Below are 16308 nucleotides of genomic sequence, written 5' to 3'. Positions count from 1 at the left end.
ACTCCGGAGCTCCGCGCTGCGCAATACCGCAAATCGGTCATATTTACTCCTAGTCTGACATTGCGCTGGTCCGCCTTGTCCACAGGGCTTGCGCGCTCGTCCCACACCGGCTATTGGGAGGACGGCCCACCGCCATGCCCGCAGATCTCGCCGTCATCGGTCTCGGCCACCTCGGCCTGCCCCTCGCCCGGGCCGCCGTCGCACGCGGCATCGCCACCATCGGCTTCGACCCCGTCCGCGCCACGGACCTGGCCGGCGGCCGGCTGCCGTGCGACGGCGCCGAGGGCACCCTCACCGCCGCCGACGTCCGCCGGATGCTCTCGGGGGGCTTCCGGCCGACCTCCAACCCGCTCGAGCTCGGCCGGGTCCGCACCGCCGTCATCTGCGCCCCCACTCCGCCGGCCGCCGACCGCTCGCTCGACCTGAGCCAGGTGGCCGAGGCCGCCCGCGCGCTGGCCGCCCGGCTGCGCCCGCACACCACCGTGATCCTGGAGTCCCCCGCGTACCCGGGGACCACGGAGGAATTCCTCCGCCCGATCCTGGAGTCGGGCTCGGGCCTGCGGGCGGGCCGCGACTTCCACCTCGCGTACTCCCCCGGCCGCCTCGACCCGGGCAACCGCAGCCACGGCTACGCGGGCACCCCCAAGGTCATCGGCGGCCTCACCCCGGCCTGCACCGAGTCCGCCGCCACCTTCTACGGCCGCCTCACCGACAAGGTCGTGCGCGCCCGCGGCCCCCGCGAGGCCGAGACCGTCCACCTCCTGGAGACGAACTACCGGCACGTCAACATGGCCCTGGTGAACGAGATGGCGGTGCTCTGCCACGACCTCGGCATCGACCTGTGGGACGTCATCCGCTGCGCCGAGACCAAGCCCTTCGGCTTCCAGGCCTTCCGCCCCGGCCCCGGCGTCGGCGGCCACGGCGTCCCCCTGGACGTGCCGGGCCCCGCCCGCGGCGCCCGCCCCCTGCGCATGGTCGAGCTGGCCCAGCAGGTCAACGACCGCATGCCGCAGTACGTGATCCAGCGCTCGGCGACCCTGCTCAACGAACACGGCAAGTCCGCCCGCGGCGCCCGCGTCCTGCTCCTCGGCGTCACCTACAAGCCCGACCTCGCCGACCAGCAGGGCGCCCCCGCGCAGGAGGTGGCGACCCGCCTCATGGAGCTCGGCGCGGCCGTCAGCTACCACGACCCCTACGTGCCGAGCTGGAGCGTCCTGGGCCGTCCCGTCCCGCGCGCGGACTCCCTCTACGAGGCCGCCGCCGACGCCGACCTCACGATCCTGCTCCAGCACCACCGCACGTACGACCTGCAAGGTCTCGCCGTGAAGGCCCAGCTGCTGCTCGACACCCGGGGCGCCACCCCGGCGGGCGCGGCGCACCGCCTCTGAACACGCGCGAAGGGCCCCGGTACGCGTGCGTACCGGGGCCCTTCCACGACCTGCGTCCGGGGGGACGGACGGCCGGGCGGTCAGCGCTTGTGCTGCGCGTCCGCGACCGTCACCTCGACGCGCTGGAACTCCTTGAGCTCGCTGTAGCCCGTGGTCGCCATGGCGCGGCGCAGCGCTCCGAAGAAGTTCATCGAGCCGTCCGGGATGTGCGACGGGCCGGTGAGGATCTCCTCGGTGGTGCCGACCGTGCCCAGGTCGACCTTCTTGCCGCGCGGCACGTCCTCGTGGACGGCCTCCATGCCCCAGTGGTGGCCCTTGCCGGGCGCGTCCGTGGCGCGGGCCAGCGGGGAGCCCACCATCACCGAGTCGGCGCCGCACGCGATGGCCTTGGGCAGGTCGCCGGACCAGCCCACTCCGCCGTCGGCGATGACGTGCACGTACCGGCCGCCGGACTCGTCCATGTAGTCGCGGCGGGCCGCGGCGACGTCGGCGACGGCGGTGGCCATCGGGACCTGGATGCCCAGGACGTTGCGCGTGGTGTGCGCGGCGCCGCCGCCGAAGCCGACCAGGACACCCGCGGCGCCGGTGCGCATCAGGTGCAGGGCCGCGGTGTACGTGGCGCAGCCGCCGACGATGACCGGGACGTCCAGCTCGTAGATGAACTGCTTCAGGTTCAGCGGCTCGGCGGCGCCCGAGACGTGCTCGGCGGAGACGGTGGTGCCGCGGATCACGAAGATGTCCACGCCCGCGTCCACGACGGCCTTGGAGAACTCGGCGGTGCGCTGCGGGGAGAGCGCGGCGGCGGTGACCACGCCCGCGTCACGCACCTCCTTGATGCGCTGCCCGATCAGGTCGGCCTTGATCGGGGCCGCGTAGATCTCCTGGAGGCGGCGGGTCGCGGTCTCGGCGTCGAGGCCGGCGATCTCGTCGAGCAGGGGCTGCGGGTCCTCGTACCGGGTCCAGAGGCCCTCGAGGTTCAGGACGCCGAGGCCGCCCAGCTCACCGATGCGGATGGCGGTCTGCGGGGAGACCACCGAGTCCATGGGAGCGGCCAGGAACGGCAGCTCGAAGCGGTAGGCGTCGATCTGCCACGCGATCGAGACCTCCTTCGGGTCGCGGGTGCGCCGGCTCGGTACGACGGCGATGTCGTCGAAGGCGTACGCGCGGCGGCCGCGCTTGCCGCGCCCGATCTCGATCTCAGTCACGTTGTGGGGCCTTTCCCTCTTGGTCTGCCCGTCCAGTATCCCCGACGCACACGGAAGGGGCGGCCCCGGTGAACCCGGGCCGCCCCTGCCACGCGCACGCGTGAGCCGGAAGGCTACTTGCTGCGGCTGTAGTTCGGCGCCTCGACCGTCATCTGGATGTCGTGCGGGTGGCTCTCCTTGAGACCCGCGGACGTGATGCGGACGAAACGGCCGTTGGCCTGGAGGTCGGGGACGGTCTGGCCGCCCACGTAGAACATCGACTGGCGCAGTCCGCCGACCAGCTGGTGGACGACCGCGGAGAGCGGGCCGCGGTAGGGCACCTGGCCCTCGATGCCCTCGGGGACCAGCTTCTCGTCGGAGGCGACGCCCTCCTGGAAGTAGCGGTCCTTGGAGAAGGACTTCTGCTCGCCGCGGGTCTGCATCGCGCCCAGCGAGCCCATGCCGCGGTACGACTTGAACTGCTTGCCGTTGATGAAGAGCAGCTCGCCCGGCGACTCCTCGCAGCCCGCGAGCAGCGAGCCGAGCATGACGGTGTCCGCGCCGGCGACGAGCGCCTTGGCGATGTCCCCGGAGTACTGCAGGCCGCCGTCGCCGATGACCGGGACACCGGCCTCCTTGGCGGCGAGCGAGGCCTCGTAGATCGCCGTGACCTGCGGCACGCCGATACCGGCGACGACGCGCGTGGTGCAGATGGAGCCGGGGCCCACGCCGACCTTGATGCCGTCGACACCGGCGTCGATGAGCGCCTTGGCGCCGTCGCGGGTGGCGATGTTGCCGCCGATGACGTCCACCCGGGGGGCGTCGGACTTGATCTTGGCGACCATGTCGCCGACCAGGCGGGAGTGGCCGTGCGCGGTGTCGACGACGATGAAGTCGACGCCCGCGGCGACCAGCGCCTGGGCACGCTCGAAGGCGTCGCCCGCGACACCCACGGCGGCGCCCACCAGGAGGCGGCCCCCGGCGTCCTTGGCGGCGTTCGGGTACTTCTCGGCCTTGACGAAGTCCTTGACCGTGATGAGGCCCTTGAGGATGCCCGCGTCGTCGACCAGCGGCAGCTTCTCGATCTTGTGGCGGCGCAGCAGCTCCATGGCGTCCACGCCGGAGATGCCGACCTTGCCGGTGACCAGCGGCATCGGCGTCATGACCTCGCGGACCTGCCGGCCGCGGTCGTTCTCGAAGGCCATGTCGCGGTTGGTGACGATGCCGAGCAGCTTGCCCGCCGCGTCGGTGACCGGGACGCCGCTGATGCGGAACTTCGCGCAGATCGCGTCGGCCTCGGCCAGCGTCGCGTCGGGGTGCACCGTGATCGGGTCGGTGACCATGCCGGACTCGGAGCGCTTGACCAGGTCGACCTGGTTGGCCTGGTCGGCGATGGAGAGGTTGCGGTGCAGCACGCCGACGCCGCCCTGACGGGCCATGGCGATCGCCATCCGGGACTCGGTGACCTTGTCCATCGCCGCGGACAGCAGCGGGACGTTCACCCGGACGTTCTTCGAGACGAGCGAGGAAGTGTCGATCTGGTCGGGCGCCATGTCCGACGCACCCGGCAGCAGCAGCACGTCGTCGTAGGTCAGCCCGAGTGTCGCGAATTTATCGGGCACCCCAGTCGAAGACCCGCCGTTTGCAGTCATGACACCTTCCCCAAATGGCCTTGATCGGTGCGGATGTCCATGCTAACGGGATCCAGCGGTGTCTCATTCCACGATCAAGATCATCGGCAAGCTTTGTACGTTCACACGGACGCCCCCGCGGGGCCGCCTACTGCTCCGCGAGCGCCCGCAGCCTGCTCAGCGCCCGGTGCTGGGCGACCCGCACCGCGCCGGGTGACATGCCCAACATCTGGCCGGTCTCCTCCGCGGTGAGCCCGACGGCGATCCGCAGGAGCAGCAGCTCGCGCTGGTTGTCCGGGAGGTTGGCCAGGAGCTTCTTGGCCCACTCCGCGTCGCTGCTGAGCAGCGCCCGCTCCTCGGGGCCCAGGGAGTCGTCGGGCCGCTCGGGCATCTCGTCCGAGGGCACGGCGGTGGAACCGGGGTGCCGCATCGCGGCGCGCTGCAGATCGGCGACCTTGTGCGCCGCGATCGCGAAGACGAACGCCTCGAAGGGGCGCCCCGTGTCCTTGTAGCGCGGCAGGGCGAGGAGGACGGCGACGCAGACTTCCTGCGCCAGGTCCTCCACGAAGTGCCGTGCGTCACCCGGCAGTCGGGACAGCCGGGTGCGGCAGTAGCGCAGGGCGAGCGGGTGCACGTGCGCCAGGAGGTCGTGCGTGGCCTGCTCGTCGCCCTCGACGGCGCGAAGGACGAGGGCACCGATCACCGTCGTCTTGTCATCGCGCATCGGTCCATGGTGCCTTGACGGCGACTGATCCGTGGCACCGCGTCCGTAGTTGTGCACTGAAGCGTTATGAGCAGGTGCGCCGGAACTCATCTCCTGCGCCCTCCCCTCCCGCTCGATCGACTCGTCCCCGAGGAACTCCACACCTCAAGGATGCGGCATCGGCGGCGAAACAAGCAGCGGTGGGCGTACGTCACCCCGCCCACCGCATGGCGGGCGGGGATGGCCGCGCCCCCGCGACGGCACATTCAGCGGACCAGGCCCCAGCGGAAACCGAGCGCCACCGCGTGTGCCCGGTCCGAGGCGCCGAGCTTCTTGAACAGGCGCCTGGCGTGCGTCTTCACCGTGTCCTCGGAGAGGAAGAGCTCGCGCCCGATCTCCGCGTTGGACCGGCCGTGACTCATGCCTTCGAGCACCTGGATCTCACGCGCGGTGAGGGTGGGCGCGGCGCCCATCTCCGCCGAGCGCAGTCTGCGCGGGGCGAGCCGCCACGTCGGGTCGGCGAGCGCCTGCGTGACGGTCGCGCGCAGCTCGGCGCGCGAGGCGTCCTTGTGCAGATAGCCGCGGGCGCCGGCCGCGACCGCGAGTGCGACCCCGTCCAGGTCCTCGGCGACGGTGAGCATGATGATGCGCGCACCGGGGTCGGCGGACAGCAGCCGCCGGACGGTCTCCACGCCGCCCAGGCCGGGCATGCGTACGTCCATCAGAATCAGGTCCGAGCGGTCGGCGCCCCAGCGGCGGAGCACTTCCTCGCCGTTGGCCGCCGTCGTCACACGCTCGACGCCGGGCACGGTCGCGACCGCGCGGCGGAGCGCCTCTCGGGCAAGCGGGGAGTCGTCGCAGACGAGGACAGATGTCATGACTGTCCTCCGCGGCTCTCACAGCTGCTGCGCGTCACCTTGAGCCTCCAGGCTGGTACATATTCGTCACCTGTGCGGTTGACGCTCTCGGACACCTGCCCGAGCGCTTGTTCTTTCAACCGCCTCCGCACTCTCAACGACGGTCACCCGAAAGAGTTACGGGGCAGTCAGACACGTTCGGCACTCTACGTGAGGGCGCGGACACAGAGCAGAGCGCGCGGGAGACCCTCAAGCTTTCATCACAAGCTATGCCCCATTTAGCGCCTTTTCTTCCCTTTTCCTGGTGTCTATGGCTAGATTCGCAATGAGTCATATTTTCATCTCCTTAGACAGTAGATGTACGGTCATGGGCACCGTATCCGCGTCAGAACGGCATCAAGGGGACCAGCAATGGCAGATTTCTCCCGCCTTCCCGGACCGAACGCAGATCTGTGGGACTGGCAGCTCCTCGCGGCGTGCCGTGGGGTGGACAGCTCGCTCTTCTTCCACCCGGAGGGCGAGCGGGGAGCGGCGCGCAGCGCACGTGAGAACTCCGCCAAGGAGGTCTGCATGCGGTGCCCGGTGCGTGCGGAGTGCGCGGCTCACGCGCTCGCGGTGCGCGAGCCGTACGGCGTGTGGGGCGGGCTGACCGAGGACGAGCGCGAAGAGCTCATGGGCCGGGCGCGCAATCGCCTGGTGACGGCGTCCGCCCCGGCGGGCAGAGCCGTGTCGCACAGCTGAAGGAACGTTTCTTCGAAAAGGCGCCCGCGGGGTGCCGACCGGCGGGATACGGGCGCGGTCCGGCGGGCGCGGACCGGCTAGCGCGCGGCGGCCCGCGCGAGGTGGTCCAGGGTGGCGGCGACGGCCGGCACCTGCGCCAGGTCCGGGAGCGTGAGCGCGACGATCTCCCGCTGCACGGCGGGCTCCACCGTCACCGCGCGGGCCCCCTTGGGGCGTACCGACTCGATCGCGAGCTCGGGCAGCACCGCCACGCCCAGGCCGGCGCCGACCAGGCCGATCACGGCCGGGTAGTCGTCGGTCGCGAAGTCGATCCGGGGCACGAAGCCCGCGCCCTCGCAGACCTCCACCAGCTGCCTGCGGCAGCGCGGGCAGCCCGCGATCCACGACTCGTCGGCGAACTCACCGATGGTGACCGAGTCCGCGCCGGCCAGCCGGTGCGCCTCGGGCACCAGGCCCACGAGCCGGTCCGCGAGCAGCGGGCGCACCACGAGGTCGTCCCACTCCTCGGCGGCCGTCGCTCCTTCGTACCGGAAGGCGAGGGCGACGTCGCAGTCGCCCTCGCGCAGCATCTCCACCGAGCGCGGCGGCTCGGCCTCCACGAGCGAGACGCGCGTGCCGGGGTGGGCCGCGCGCAGGGCGGCGAGGGCGCCGGGCACGAGCGTGGAGCTGCCGCTGGGGAAGGAGACGAGCCGGACCCGGCCCGCGCGCAGGCCCGCGATGGCGGCGACCTCCTCCTCGGCGGCGGTGAGCCCGGCGAGGATGCCCGCGGCGTGCCGGACCAGGGCCTCGCCCGCCTGCGTCAGCCGCATCTCGCGGCCGGTGCGGATCAGCAGGGGCGTGCCCGCGGAGGATTCGAGGGCCTTCATCTGCTGGCTGACGGCGGGCTGGGTGCAGCCGAGCTCGCGGGCCGCCGCCGAGAAGGAGCCGGTGGCGGCCACGGCGCGCAGGACACGGAGGTGACGGGCCTCGATCATGCCCCGAGCATAAGCGACGCTTGGACATATAGCGAAATATTGCATCGCTACTTTGAGGCGGCTCGCCTAGCCTGCCTGTCATGGAGCTTCTTTCGGTAAATCTGGGCCGCCGCACGGTCGTCGCGCACGCCGCCGGTTCGCCCACCGGTGCCACCGGCATCGACAAGCGGCCGGTGCGCGGCCCGGTGCGGGTGAGCGCGCCGGGCGCGAAGGGCGTCGGCGGCAGCGGGCTCGCGGGCGACGAGATCGGCGACAAGCGCCACCACGGCGGGGACGACCAGGCCGTGTACGCCTACGCGCGCGAGGACCTCGACGCGTGGGAGCGCACGCTGGGGCGGTCCCTGCCCGACGGCGCCTTCGGCGAGAACCTCACGACGTCCGGCGTCGACGTGAACGGCGCGCGGATCGGCGAGCGCTGGCGGATCGGTCCCGATCTGCTGCTCGAGGTGACGAGCGGGCGCATCCCCTGCCGGACGTTCCAGGGTCACCTGGACGAGCGGGGGTGGGTCAAGCGGTTCACCGAGGAGGGTGCTCCCGGCGCGTATCTCCGGGTGATCGAGCCGGGCGAGATCCGCGCCGGGGACCCGATCAGGGTCGTGCACCGGCCCGACCACGACGTGACCGTGGGGCTGCAGTTCCGGGCCGTCACCACGGAGCGGGAGCTGCTGCCCGAGCTCCTCGCGGCGGGCGACGCCCTGCACCCGGAGACGGCCGAGCGCGCGCGCACCTACCTGGCGCAGCAGGCACCCCGGGCCTCGTGAGCCGGGCCGGGTGATCCGCGCGTCACGGCGCGCACCCGATCTCACTAGCCTTGCGCCATGACTACGGCTCTGATTACGGGATCGACCGCCGGTATCGGCGCCGCCTTCGCGCGGCGCCTCGCGGGTGACGGGCACAACCTCGTGCTGGTGGCCCGCGACACCAAACGGCTGCGCGAGCAGGCGACCGAACTGCACGACCGGCACGGCATCGAGGCGGAGGTGCTGACCGCGGACCTCGCGACGGACGAGGGCATCGAGGCCGTCGAGGAGCGGCTCTCCCGCCGCAGGGACCCGGTCGACCTCCTCATCAACAACGCGGGGTTCGCCAACAAGGGCCGCTATCTGGAGGTGCCCCTCGCCGACGAGCTGACGATGCTCAAGGTGCACTGCGAGGCGGTGCTGCGGCTGACGTCGGCCGCGACGGAGTCGATGCGCGAGCGGGGCCGGGGCGGTGTCGTGAACGTCGCGTCGGTGGCGGCGTTCGTGCCGCGCGGCACGTACGGCGCGTCGAAGGCGTGGGTCGTGCAGTTCACCCAGGGCGCGGCGAAGGACCTCGCCGGTTCCGGGGTGCGGCTGATGGCGCTGTGCCCCGGCTTCGTGCGCACGGAGTTCCACGAGCGGGCCGGGATGGGCACGTCCAACATCCCGGGCTGGATGTGGCTCGACGCGGACAAGCTGGTCGCGACGGCGCTGGCCGATCTGTCCCGCGGCAGGACCGTGTCGATCCCCGACCCCCGCTACAAGGCGCTGATGGGCGTGGTGAAGGTGACGCCGCGCGCCCTGCTGGGCGGCGTCACCTCCCGCACGGGCCGCAAGTACGGGCCCCAGTAGGCGGGGGGCCTTGGGCGGGGGGCCTTGGGCGGGGGCCTTGGGCGGGAGGCGTCTGCGGGGTCGCTGTCCGCTGCCCGGTGCGGATCGTGGTCCGTCCTCGCGCAGTTCCCCGCGCCCCTCAAGGGGCGCTCACCGAAGTCGTCCTCAGGGGCGCGGGGAACTGCGCGCCCGGCCGAAGGCAACCCGCACCCGGCAGCGGACAGCCCCCGGCAGACGCTCCCCCGAAAAGGACCGAGGCCCGGCTCCCCCACCGAAGGGGGGAGCCGGGCCTCGGTCACCGTTCAGGCCGAGCGCAGCGGGTCAGTGCGAGTGACCGTGACCGTGGCCGTGACCGGCCTCGGCCTCCTCCTCCGCCGGCTTCTCGACGACCAGGGTCTCGGTCGTGAGGAGCAGGGAGGCGATGGAAGCGGCGTTCTCCAGGGCGGAGCGGGTGACCTTGACCGGGTCGATGACGCCGGCCTTGACCAGGTCGCCGTACTCGCCGGTCGCGGCGTTGAAGCCGAAGCCCTTGTCGAGCTCGGCGACCTTCGAGGTGATGACGTAACCCTCGAGGCCGGCGTTCTCGGCGATCCAGCGCAGCGGCTCGACGGCGGCGCGGCGGACGACCGCGACACCCGTGGCCTCGTCGCCGGTCTTGTCGAGGTTGCCGTCGAGGACCTTCACGGCGTGGACGAGCGCGGAGCCACCACCGGAGACGATGCCCTCCTCGACCGCGGCGCGGGTCGCGGAGATGGCGTCCTCCAGACGGTGCTTCTTCTCCTTGAGCTCGACCTCGGTCGCGGCGCCGACCTTGATGACGCACACGCCGCCGGCCAGCTTCGCGAGGCGCTCCTGGAGCTTCTCGCGGTCCCAGTCGGAGTCCGTGGCCTCGATCTCGGCCTTGATCTGGGCGACGCGGCCCTCGACCTCGGCCTTGTTGCCGCCACCGTCGACGATCGTGGTGTCGTCCTTGGTGATGGTGACGCGGCGGGCGGTGCCGAGCACGTCCAGGCCGACCTGGTCGATCTTGAGGCCGACCTCTTCGGCGATGACGGTGCCGCCGGTGAGGGTGGCGATGTCACCGAGCATGGCCTTGCGGCGGTCGCCGAAGCCGGGGGCCTTCACCGCGACGGCGTTGAAGGTGCCGCGGATCTTGTTCACGACCAGGGTCGACAGGGCCTCGCCCTCGACGTCCTCGGCGATGATCAGGAGCGGCTTCGAGGCGTTGGCCTGGATGACCTTCTCGAGCAGCGGCAGGAGGTCCTGGATCGAGGAGATCTTGCCCTGGTGGATCAGGATGTACGGGTCGTCGAGGACGGCCTCCATACGCTCCTGGTCGGACACCATGTACGGCGAAAGGTAGCCCTTGTCGAAGGCCATGCCCTCGGTGAAGTCGAGCTCCAGGCCGAAGGTGTTGGACTCCTCGACGGTGATGACACCGTCCTTGCCGACCTTGTCCATCGCCTCGGCGATGAGCTCGCCGACCTGCGGGTCCTGGGCGGACAGACCGGCGACGGCGGCGATGTCGGCCTTGTCGTCGATCGGACGGGCGGTGGCGAGGAGCTCCTCGGAGACGGCCGCGACGGCGGCGTCGATGCCCTTCTTCAGGGCGGCCGGGGAGGCGCCGGCGGCGACGTTGCGCAGGCCTTCCTTGACGAGGGCCTGGGCGAGCACGGTGGCGGTGGTGGTGCCGTCACCAGCGATGTCGTTGGTCTTGGTCGCCACCTCCTTCACCAGCTGGGCGCCGAGGTTCTCGTACGGGTCCTCGACCTCCACCTCACGGGCGATGGTGACGCCGTCGTTGGTGATGGTCGGGGCACCGAACTTCTTGTCGATGACGACGTTGCGGCCGCGGGGGCCGATCGTCACCTTGACCGTGTCGGCAAGCTTGTTGACGCCGCGCTCAAGGGCGCGACGGGCGTCCTCGTCGAACTTCAGGATCTTCGCCATGGGAGCGATTCAGCCCTCTCGAAAACTCGGGTGAACGAACTGCGCCCCTCGCCGCCCGGCAATCAGCGGGGTGACCAGGGGCGCAGCTCTCAAAAGCAAATCTGCTGGTGAAGCAGGTGAAGCGGTGAACTACTTCTCGACGATCGCGAGCACGTCGCGAGCCGAGAGGACGAGGTACTCGTCGCCGTTGTACTTCACCTCGGTGCCGCCGTACTTGCTGTACAGCACGACATCGCCGACCTTGACGTCGAGCGGGAGGCGCTCGCCGTTCTCGAAGCGGCCCGGGCCCACGGCGAGGACAGCGCCCTCCTGGGGCTTCTCCTTCGCGGTGTCCGGAATGACCAGGCCAGAGGCCGTGGTCTGCTCGGCGTCGAGCGGCTGGACCACAATGCGGTCCTCGAGCGGCTTGATGGCAACCTTGGAGCTGGCGGTCGTCACGATCCGGTCTCCCCCTTCGGAGATCTCACGGGGTTAAGAGTCTGAGTGTGGCGACCAGGTGGATCCGTCGTCGCGGGTGCCGGACCTGCCCGTCGCTGTTGGCACTCTCCAGTGGTGAGTGCCAGAAGCGAGACTAGGACGGGGATTAGCACTCGGTCAAGCGGAGTGCCAATCGACTGCGTCGGGCTTCAGCGCAGCGGGGGTCCCAGCGCCGGGGTGGGCGGGGTGCCGACCCCTTCGGGGCAACGGGCCGTCCGGGGCTGGAGTTCCCTCTCCGCGAGGGAGGGAGGTCGCGTCTCCCCTCGCCCCGCACCCGAGGCCGCGCCCACCCCGTCCGCCGCGCGGAACGCCTGCCCGCAGCGGGAAACCTGCTGAGCGCCCCGGCCCTCCGGGGCCCCCTGCTTGCGCGGGACCTTCTGGGCCGCCTTCCTCCCCAGGCGTTCGATCGGGTCGACCGATTCCGCGCAGCCCGTGAGCAGTGCGGGCGCGAGCACACCGCACAGCAGGGCCCCGGCGAGGAGGCGGCGGCGTGCCCGCACCCCGGGGGTCACAGGTAGTCCTCCAGCCGGGCCACCGCGTAACCCTTGTCCGTGACCGTCTTCATGACCCGGCGGATCATGTCGGGCATGGTGCCCTTCCAGTCCTCGCGCCCCCGGAAGTGCGTGAGGATGATGTCGCCGGGGTGCAGGTCCCGGTCCCACTCGCGCCACTCCATGTGGTCGGCGAAGGCCTCCGAGGCCCAGAGCGGCACGGCCTTCACGCCGCAGGACTTGGCGGCGCGCAGCGTGTCCTGGTTGTAGTTGCCGTACGGCGGGCGGAACAGCTCGGGCCGCTTGCCGTAGCGCTTCTCGATGGTGTCCTGCATGCCGCAGATCTCGCGGCGCTGCCCCTGGTACGAAAGCCCGGGCAGGTAGCGGTGGTTGAGGGTGTGGTTGTTCAGGGTGACGCCGCGGTCCTGCATCTTCCTGAAGTAGCCGTAGTCCTCCTTGACCAGGTAGTCGCTGAGGAACGCGGTGTACGGGATCTTCAGGTCGCTCATCATCCTGAGCAGCGCCGGGTCCTTCTCGGCGCCGTCGTCCATGGTCAGGAAGACGACCTTCTCCTTGGTCGGGACGGTCGTGAAGACCGGCGGCAGGCCCGCCTGGCCCTTGACCTCGAAGCCCTTGCGGGTGGTGATGCGCGGCTTGATCCGCGGGGCGGCGGGCGCGGCGAGCGGCGTCCTGGCCAGGCCCCAGCGCTTGGCCGCCGCGGCCCGCGCCGCCTGGCTCGCGGCGAGCTTCTGGGCGTAGGAGTCCAGGGCGCGGGCGGGCGGGGCGCCCAGCGGCTGCTGGCCGGGCGCGGGCCGCACGCCGTCGGAGCCGCCGGAGGCGCAGCCCGAGGCGATCGCCGCGACGGACAGGACGGCCAGCACGGCACGCGTCCGGTTCTTCCGTCTTCTGGTGGATTCTTCGTTTTGTCGTACTAGTTGCATGGCGCCGGATCCTCGCAGCTCAAGGCGGTGACGGGGGCCCGACACCGCCACCGGCCGCGCACCATCCACCGACTGGCCCACAATGGGGCGGGTGAACGACCCGAACACGCCGAGCGGCCACGCGACCGACCTCGGCGACCCCCTCGCCGCCTTCGCCGCCCTGCGCACCGAGGAGGGCCGGGCCCTGCTCGACGAGGTGCGGGACCTCGCGCCCGCGCAGGAGCTGGCCGCCGCCACCCGGCTGCGCCGCGACCATCCGGCGCCCCTGGTCTCGGCCGCGCTCGCGCAGGCGCGGCTGCGGCAGCGGGCCGCGGCGAAGTTCGGCGCCGGGGACGCGGCCCGGATGTTCTTCACGCCGAACGGCGTCGAGCAGTCCACCCGCGCCTCCGTCGCCGCGCACCGCGCCCAGCGCTTCGCGGCCCTCGGCGTACGCACCCTCGCCGACCTGTGCTGCGGCATCGGCGGCGACGCGATCGCCCTCGCACGGGCCGGGATCTCCGTGCTCGCCGTCGACCGCGACCCGCTGACCTGCGCGGTCGCACGCGCCAACGCCGAGGCGCTGGGGCTCGCCGAGCTGATCGAGGTCCGCGAGGCGGACGTCACCGAGGTCGGCACGGCCGGGTACGACGCGGTGTTCGTGGACCCGGCGCGGCGCGGCGGGCGCGGGCGGATCTTCGACCCGGAGGCCTACTCCCCGCCGCTGTCGTGGGCGACCTCGGCGGCGCGGACGGCACCGCTCGCCGCGCTGAAGATCGCCCCCGGCATCCCGCACGAGGCGATCCCGGCAGGGGCCGCGGCCGAGTGGATCTCGGACGGCGGCGACGTGAAGGAGGCGGTGCTGTGGTTCGGCACGGACGCCCCCGCCTCGCACCGCGCGACGCTCCTGCCGGGCGGCGCCTCGCTGTGGAGCCCGCTGGACGCGATGCTGCCGGACCCCGAAGTGCGGCCCGTCGGGCGGTACTTGTACGAGCCGGACGGCGCGGTCATCCGCGCGCACCTGGTGGCGGAGGTGGCCGCCCGGGTCGGGGGCGGCCTGATCGACGAGACCATCGCGTACGTCACGTCGGACGCGCTGCACCCGACGCCGTACGCGGTGGCCTACGAGATCACCGACCGGCTCCCCTTCGGCGTGAAGAAGCTCAAGGCGCTGCTGCGGGAGCGCGAGGTCGGGATCCTGACCGTGAAGAAGCGCGGCTCGGCCGTGGAACCGGAGGAACTGCGCCGCAAGGTGAAGCCGCAGGGAAAGAACGCGGCGACGGTGTTCCTGACGAGGGTGGCAGGCGCGCCGGCGATGCTGATCGGCCACCCGGCAGCGCCGCCGCACACGGGCCCCTCCGGCGCCTGAGCAGCGGACTCCGGGCCGCCCGCGCCCCTATCCGCACCCCCGCGCCCGCCCCCGCAGCAGCTCCCGCTCCCGTTCGTTGCGGGCCAGCCCCGCCGCGCGCTCGAACTCTCCCCGCGCCTCGCCGGCCCGCCCGAGCCGCACCAGCAGGTCCCCCCGCACGCTGGGCAGCAAGTGGTAGTCCCGCAGGGCGGGTTCGCCGGCCAGCGCGTCGACCAGGGCGAGCCCGGCCGCGGGCCCCTCGGCCATCGACACCGCGACCGCGCGGTTCAGCTCGACGACCGGCGACGGGGCGCGCGCGGCGAGCAGGCCGTACAGCGCGGCGATCTGCTGCCAGTCGGTCTCCTCGTACGTGTGCGCGTGGGCGTGACACGCGGCGATCGCGGCCTGCAGGGCGTACGGACCGAGAGCCCCGCCGGACGCGCCCTGCGCCCGTGCCAGCGCCGCGAACCCGCGCCGGATCAGCATCCGGTTCCAGCGGGCCCGGCTCTGGTCCGCGAGCAGCACCGGCTCGCCGGACGGACCGGTGCGCGCCGCCGCGCGCGAGGCCTGCAGCTCCAACAGCGCGGCGAGCCCGTGCACTTCGGACTCCTCGGGCATCAGCCCGGCCAGCACCCGGGCCAGCCGCAGCGCGTCCTCGCACAGGGCGGGCCGCAGCCAGTCGTCGCCCGCGGTAGCCGCGTACCCCTCGTTGAAGACGAGGTAGATGACGTCGAGGACCGAGCCGAGCCGCCGCTCCCGGTCCGGCCCGTAGGGCACCTCGAAGGGGACGCCCCGGGCGGCCAGGGTCCGCTTGGCGCGCACGATGCGCTGCGCGACGGTCGGCTCGGGGGCGAGCACCGCGCGGGCGATCTCCGCGGTGGTCAGGCCGCCGAGCAGGCGCAGGGTCAGGGCCACGCGGGCCTCGGCGGAGAGCACCGGGTGGCAGGCGGTGAAGACCAGGCGCAGCAGGTCGTCGTCGATGTCGTCGGGATCGGTGGTCGCGTCGAGGTGCGGCGGCGCGGACGCCAGGTCGCGGCCGACCTCGGCGAGCTTGCGGGCGTAGCGCTCGCGGCGGCGCACCAGGTCGACGGCGCGGTGCTTGGCGGCGGCCGTGAGCCAGGCGCCGGGGTTGTCGGGCACGCCCGTCCGCGGCCACTGTTCGAGGGCCGCGACCAGGGCGTCCTGCGCGAGTTCCTCGGCGATGCCGACGTCCCGCACGATCCGGGCGGCCCCGGCGATGATGCGCGGCGACTCCATGCGGAAGACGGTCTCGATGGCCTGGCGGGGGTGCTCCGGCGGATGGCTCACGGCCACCCATCAGAGCACCCCGCCCGCGCCGCCGCAAAGGCGCGCCGCGGGCCGTCCGCCGGTGGCCGTCAGCCCTGCTCGATCTCCCGGACCTCGGCGGTGATCGTCCAGTAGTCCTCGTGGGTCCGCAGGAACCGCTTGGTCCACTCGACGGCCTCGGCCATGTCCTTGGCCTGGCAGATCGAGTAGCCGCCGATGACCTCCTTGGTCTCGGTGAACGGCCCGTCGGTGACGGACATCTCGCCCTTGTCCCAGGTGACGCGGGCGCCTTCCGCGGTGGGCCGCAGGCCCGCGGTGTCGAGCATCACCCCGGCCTTGGTGATCTCCTCCAGGAGCGCGCCCATGCGCTCCTGCAGCTCGGGGCTCGGGCCGCCCTCGGGGGCGTTGTTCTCGTCGATGCGGATCATCGTCAGGTAGCGCGGCATCGTGGTCTCCCATCGGGTGGCGGCGGGGCTCCTGCCCGCCTCTCACCCCTGCGTCGAACGGGAGACGCCCGTTTCGACATCGTCGCCGAATTTTTTCGAAGTTTCTTCGCGGACCCGCGTCAACGCAGGTCACAGCGGTACCGAGGCCGCCGGGGCGGACTCCCGCAGCGCACGGTGTGCCAGGCTCGCCCGCATGCCGTTCGACCACAACGACCACTACCACCGGCTGCTCCTGCGCCGGCTGCCGCCCGGCGGGCGCACCGCGCTGGACGTCGGCTGAGGTCATCGCGGCGGCGGCCGGGCCCCGGCCCGCCATGCGCCTGCCCGAGATCCGCACCGAGGC

15 protein-coding genes and 1 pseudogene are annotated in these 16308 nt (G+C 72.2%); 6 read left to right on the top strand and 10 right to left on the bottom strand.

The features are described from left to right. The first annotated feature begins 134 nt into the window (after positions 1-134). Positions 135-1388, top strand: a complete 1254-nt coding sequence (locus ACFYXE_RS01440; protein ID WP_361180039.1) for a nucleotide sugar dehydrogenase — start codon at positions 135-137, stop codon at positions 1386-1388. A gap of 80 nt (positions 1389-1468) precedes the next feature. Here ACFYXE_RS01440 and ACFYXE_RS01435 read toward each other — a convergent pair whose 3' ends face one another. The 4 genes from ACFYXE_RS01435 to ACFYXE_RS01420 all read right to left on the bottom strand — a co-directional run bounded on the left by ACFYXE_RS01435 (position 1469) and on the right by ACFYXE_RS01420 (position 5784). Continuing rightward, the gene (locus ACFYXE_RS01435; RefSeq protein WP_361180041.1) at positions 1469-2593 is read right to left on the bottom strand and encodes a GuaB3 family IMP dehydrogenase-related protein; all 1125 of its coding nucleotides are present in this window, start codon (positions 2591-2593) and stop codon (positions 1469-1471) included. Between the two features lie 113 nt (positions 2594-2706). Further along, complete coding sequence (guaB, locus tag ACFYXE_RS01430) at positions 2707-4224, bottom strand: IMP dehydrogenase (RefSeq protein WP_361180043.1); 1518 nt, start codon at positions 4222-4224, stop codon at positions 2707-2709. A gap of 127 nt (positions 4225-4351) precedes the next feature. Further along, a complete protein-coding gene (locus ACFYXE_RS01425) occupies positions 4352-4927 on the bottom strand; it encodes a sigma-70 family RNA polymerase sigma factor (protein ID WP_055563244.1) in 576 nt (191 codons plus the stop codon). 245 nt (positions 4928-5172) lie between these two features. Further along, complete coding sequence (locus tag ACFYXE_RS01420) at positions 5173-5784, bottom strand: response regulator transcription factor (protein ID WP_003948568.1); 612 nt, start codon at positions 5782-5784, stop codon at positions 5173-5175. Positions 5785-6174: 390 nt separating this feature from the next. Here ACFYXE_RS01420 and ACFYXE_RS01415 point away from each other — a divergent pair, with 390 nt between their 5' ends. Continuing rightward, positions 6175-6504 (top strand): WhiB family transcriptional regulator, encoded by a 330-nt coding sequence (locus ACFYXE_RS01415; RefSeq protein WP_365363399.1) that lies wholly within the window; start codon positions 6175-6177, stop codon positions 6502-6504. A 77-nt stretch (positions 6505-6581) separates the two neighbouring features. Here ACFYXE_RS01415 and ACFYXE_RS01410 read toward each other — a convergent pair whose 3' ends face one another. Continuing rightward, positions 6582-7478 (bottom strand): LysR family transcriptional regulator, encoded by an 897-nt coding sequence (locus ACFYXE_RS01410; RefSeq protein ID WP_361180048.1) that lies wholly within the window; start codon positions 7476-7478, stop codon positions 6582-6584. Between the two features lie 80 nt (positions 7479-7558). Between ACFYXE_RS01410 and ACFYXE_RS01405 the strand changes: the two genes are divergently transcribed. Together ACFYXE_RS01405 and ACFYXE_RS01400 are read left to right on the top strand one after the other, a co-directional pair. Continuing rightward, positions 7559-8239 (top strand): MOSC domain-containing protein, encoded by a 681-nt coding sequence (locus ACFYXE_RS01405; protein WP_389307816.1) that lies wholly within the window; start codon positions 7559-7561, stop codon positions 8237-8239. 57 nt (positions 8240-8296) lie between these two features. Then, positions 8297-9070: an SDR family oxidoreductase gene (locus ACFYXE_RS01400; protein ID WP_361180053.1), complete on the top strand. Its 774-nt coding sequence runs from the start codon at positions 8297-8299 to the stop codon at positions 9068-9070. 300 nt (positions 9071-9370) lie between these two features. Here ACFYXE_RS01400 and groL read toward each other — a convergent pair whose 3' ends face one another. The 3 genes from groL to ACFYXE_RS01385 all read right to left on the bottom strand — a co-directional run bounded on the left by groL (position 9371) and on the right by ACFYXE_RS01385 (position 12908). Continuing rightward, the gene (gene groL, locus ACFYXE_RS01395; RefSeq protein WP_389307813.1) at positions 9371-10999 is read right to left on the bottom strand and encodes a chaperonin GroEL; all 1629 of its coding nucleotides are present in this window, start codon (positions 10997-10999) and stop codon (positions 9371-9373) included. Between the two features lie 129 nt (positions 11000-11128). After that, complete coding sequence (gene groES / locus ACFYXE_RS01390) at positions 11129-11437, bottom strand: co-chaperone GroES (protein ID WP_006347174.1); 309 nt, start codon at positions 11435-11437, stop codon at positions 11129-11131. Positions 11438-11984: 547 nt separating this feature from the next. After that, positions 11985-12908 (bottom strand): polysaccharide deacetylase family protein, encoded by a 924-nt coding sequence (locus ACFYXE_RS01385; RefSeq protein WP_389307810.1) that lies wholly within the window; start codon positions 12906-12908, stop codon positions 11985-11987. Positions 12909-12990: 82 nt separating this feature from the next. Here ACFYXE_RS01385 and ACFYXE_RS01380 point away from each other — a divergent pair, with 82 nt between their 5' ends. Further along, a complete protein-coding gene (locus tag ACFYXE_RS01380) occupies positions 12991-14253 on the top strand; it encodes a methyltransferase domain-containing protein (RefSeq protein WP_389307808.1) in 1263 nt (420 codons plus the stop codon). Positions 14254-14280: 27 nt separating this feature from the next. Here ACFYXE_RS01380 and ACFYXE_RS01375 read toward each other — a convergent pair whose 3' ends face one another. Beyond that, the gene (locus ACFYXE_RS01375; RefSeq protein WP_389309437.1) at positions 14281-15489 is read right to left on the bottom strand and encodes an RNA polymerase sigma factor; all 1209 of its coding nucleotides are present in this window, start codon (positions 15487-15489) and stop codon (positions 14281-14283) included. 119 nt (positions 15490-15608) lie between these two features. After that, entirely contained in the window at positions 15609-15965 is a 357-nt protein-coding gene (locus ACFYXE_RS01370) for a YciI family protein (RefSeq protein WP_361164873.1), read from the bottom strand. Between the two features lie 193 nt (positions 15966-16158). On the opposite strand from ACFYXE_RS01370, the pseudogene ACFYXE_RS01365 reads away from it, so the two are divergent. After that, positions 16159-16242, top strand: a pseudogene (locus tag ACFYXE_RS01365) (class I SAM-dependent methyltransferase); the annotation flags it as partial. Positions 16243-16308: the final 66 nt, after the last annotated feature.

Origin of the sequence: Streptomyces sp. NPDC002564 (genome assembly GCF_042889645.1) — a bacterium.
In the GTDB taxonomy this organism is placed as follows: domain Bacteria; phylum Actinomycetota; class Actinomycetes; order Streptomycetales; family Streptomycetaceae; genus Streptomyces.
The sequence above is the reverse complement of the archived record's forward strand: the minus strand, read 5'-3'. Positions and strand labels throughout refer to the sequence as shown.

Coding starts and splice junctions, on each gene's coding strand:
- ACFYXE_RS01440 (WP_361180039.1), top strand. CDS start 135: ATGCCCGCAGATCTCGCCGTCATCGGTCTCGGCCACCTCGGCCTGCCC.
- guaB (WP_361180043.1), bottom strand. CDS start 4,224: ATGACTGCAAACGGCGGGTCTTCGACTGGGGTGCCCGATAAATTCGCG.
- ACFYXE_RS01425 (WP_055563244.1), bottom strand. CDS start 4,927: ATGCGCGATGACAAGACGACGGTGATCGGTGCCCTCGTCCTTCGCGCC.
- ACFYXE_RS01420 (WP_003948568.1), bottom strand. CDS start 5,784: ATGACATCTGTCCTCGTCTGCGACGACTCCCCGCTTGCCCGAGAGGCG.
- ACFYXE_RS01415 (WP_365363399.1), top strand. CDS start 6,175: ATGGCAGATTTCTCCCGCCTTCCCGGACCGAACGCAGATCTGTGGGAC.
- ACFYXE_RS01410 (WP_361180048.1), bottom strand. CDS start 7,478: ATGATCGAGGCCCGTCACCTCCGTGTCCTGCGCGCCGTGGCCGCCACC.
- ACFYXE_RS01405 (WP_389307816.1), top strand. CDS start 7,559: ATGGAGCTTCTTTCGGTAAATCTGGGCCGCCGCACGGTCGTCGCGCAC.
- ACFYXE_RS01400 (WP_361180053.1), top strand. CDS start 8,297: ATGACTACGGCTCTGATTACGGGATCGACCGCCGGTATCGGCGCCGCC.
- groL (WP_389307813.1), bottom strand. CDS start 10,999: ATGGCGAAGATCCTGAAGTTCGACGAGGACGCCCGTCGCGCCCTTGAG.
- ACFYXE_RS01385 (WP_389307810.1), bottom strand. CDS start 12,908: ATGCAACTAGTACGACAAAACGAAGAATCCACCAGAAGACGGAAGAAC.
- ACFYXE_RS01380 (WP_389307808.1), top strand. CDS start 12,991: ATGGGGCGGGTGAACGACCCGAACACGCCGAGCGGCCACGCGACCGAC.
- ACFYXE_RS01375 (WP_389309437.1), bottom strand. CDS start 15,489: ATGGAGTCGCCGCGCATCATCGCCGGGGCCGCCCGGATCGTGCGGGAC.
- ACFYXE_RS01370 (WP_361164873.1), bottom strand. CDS start 15,965: ATGCCGCGCTACCTGACGATGATCCGCATCGACGAGAACAACGCCCCC.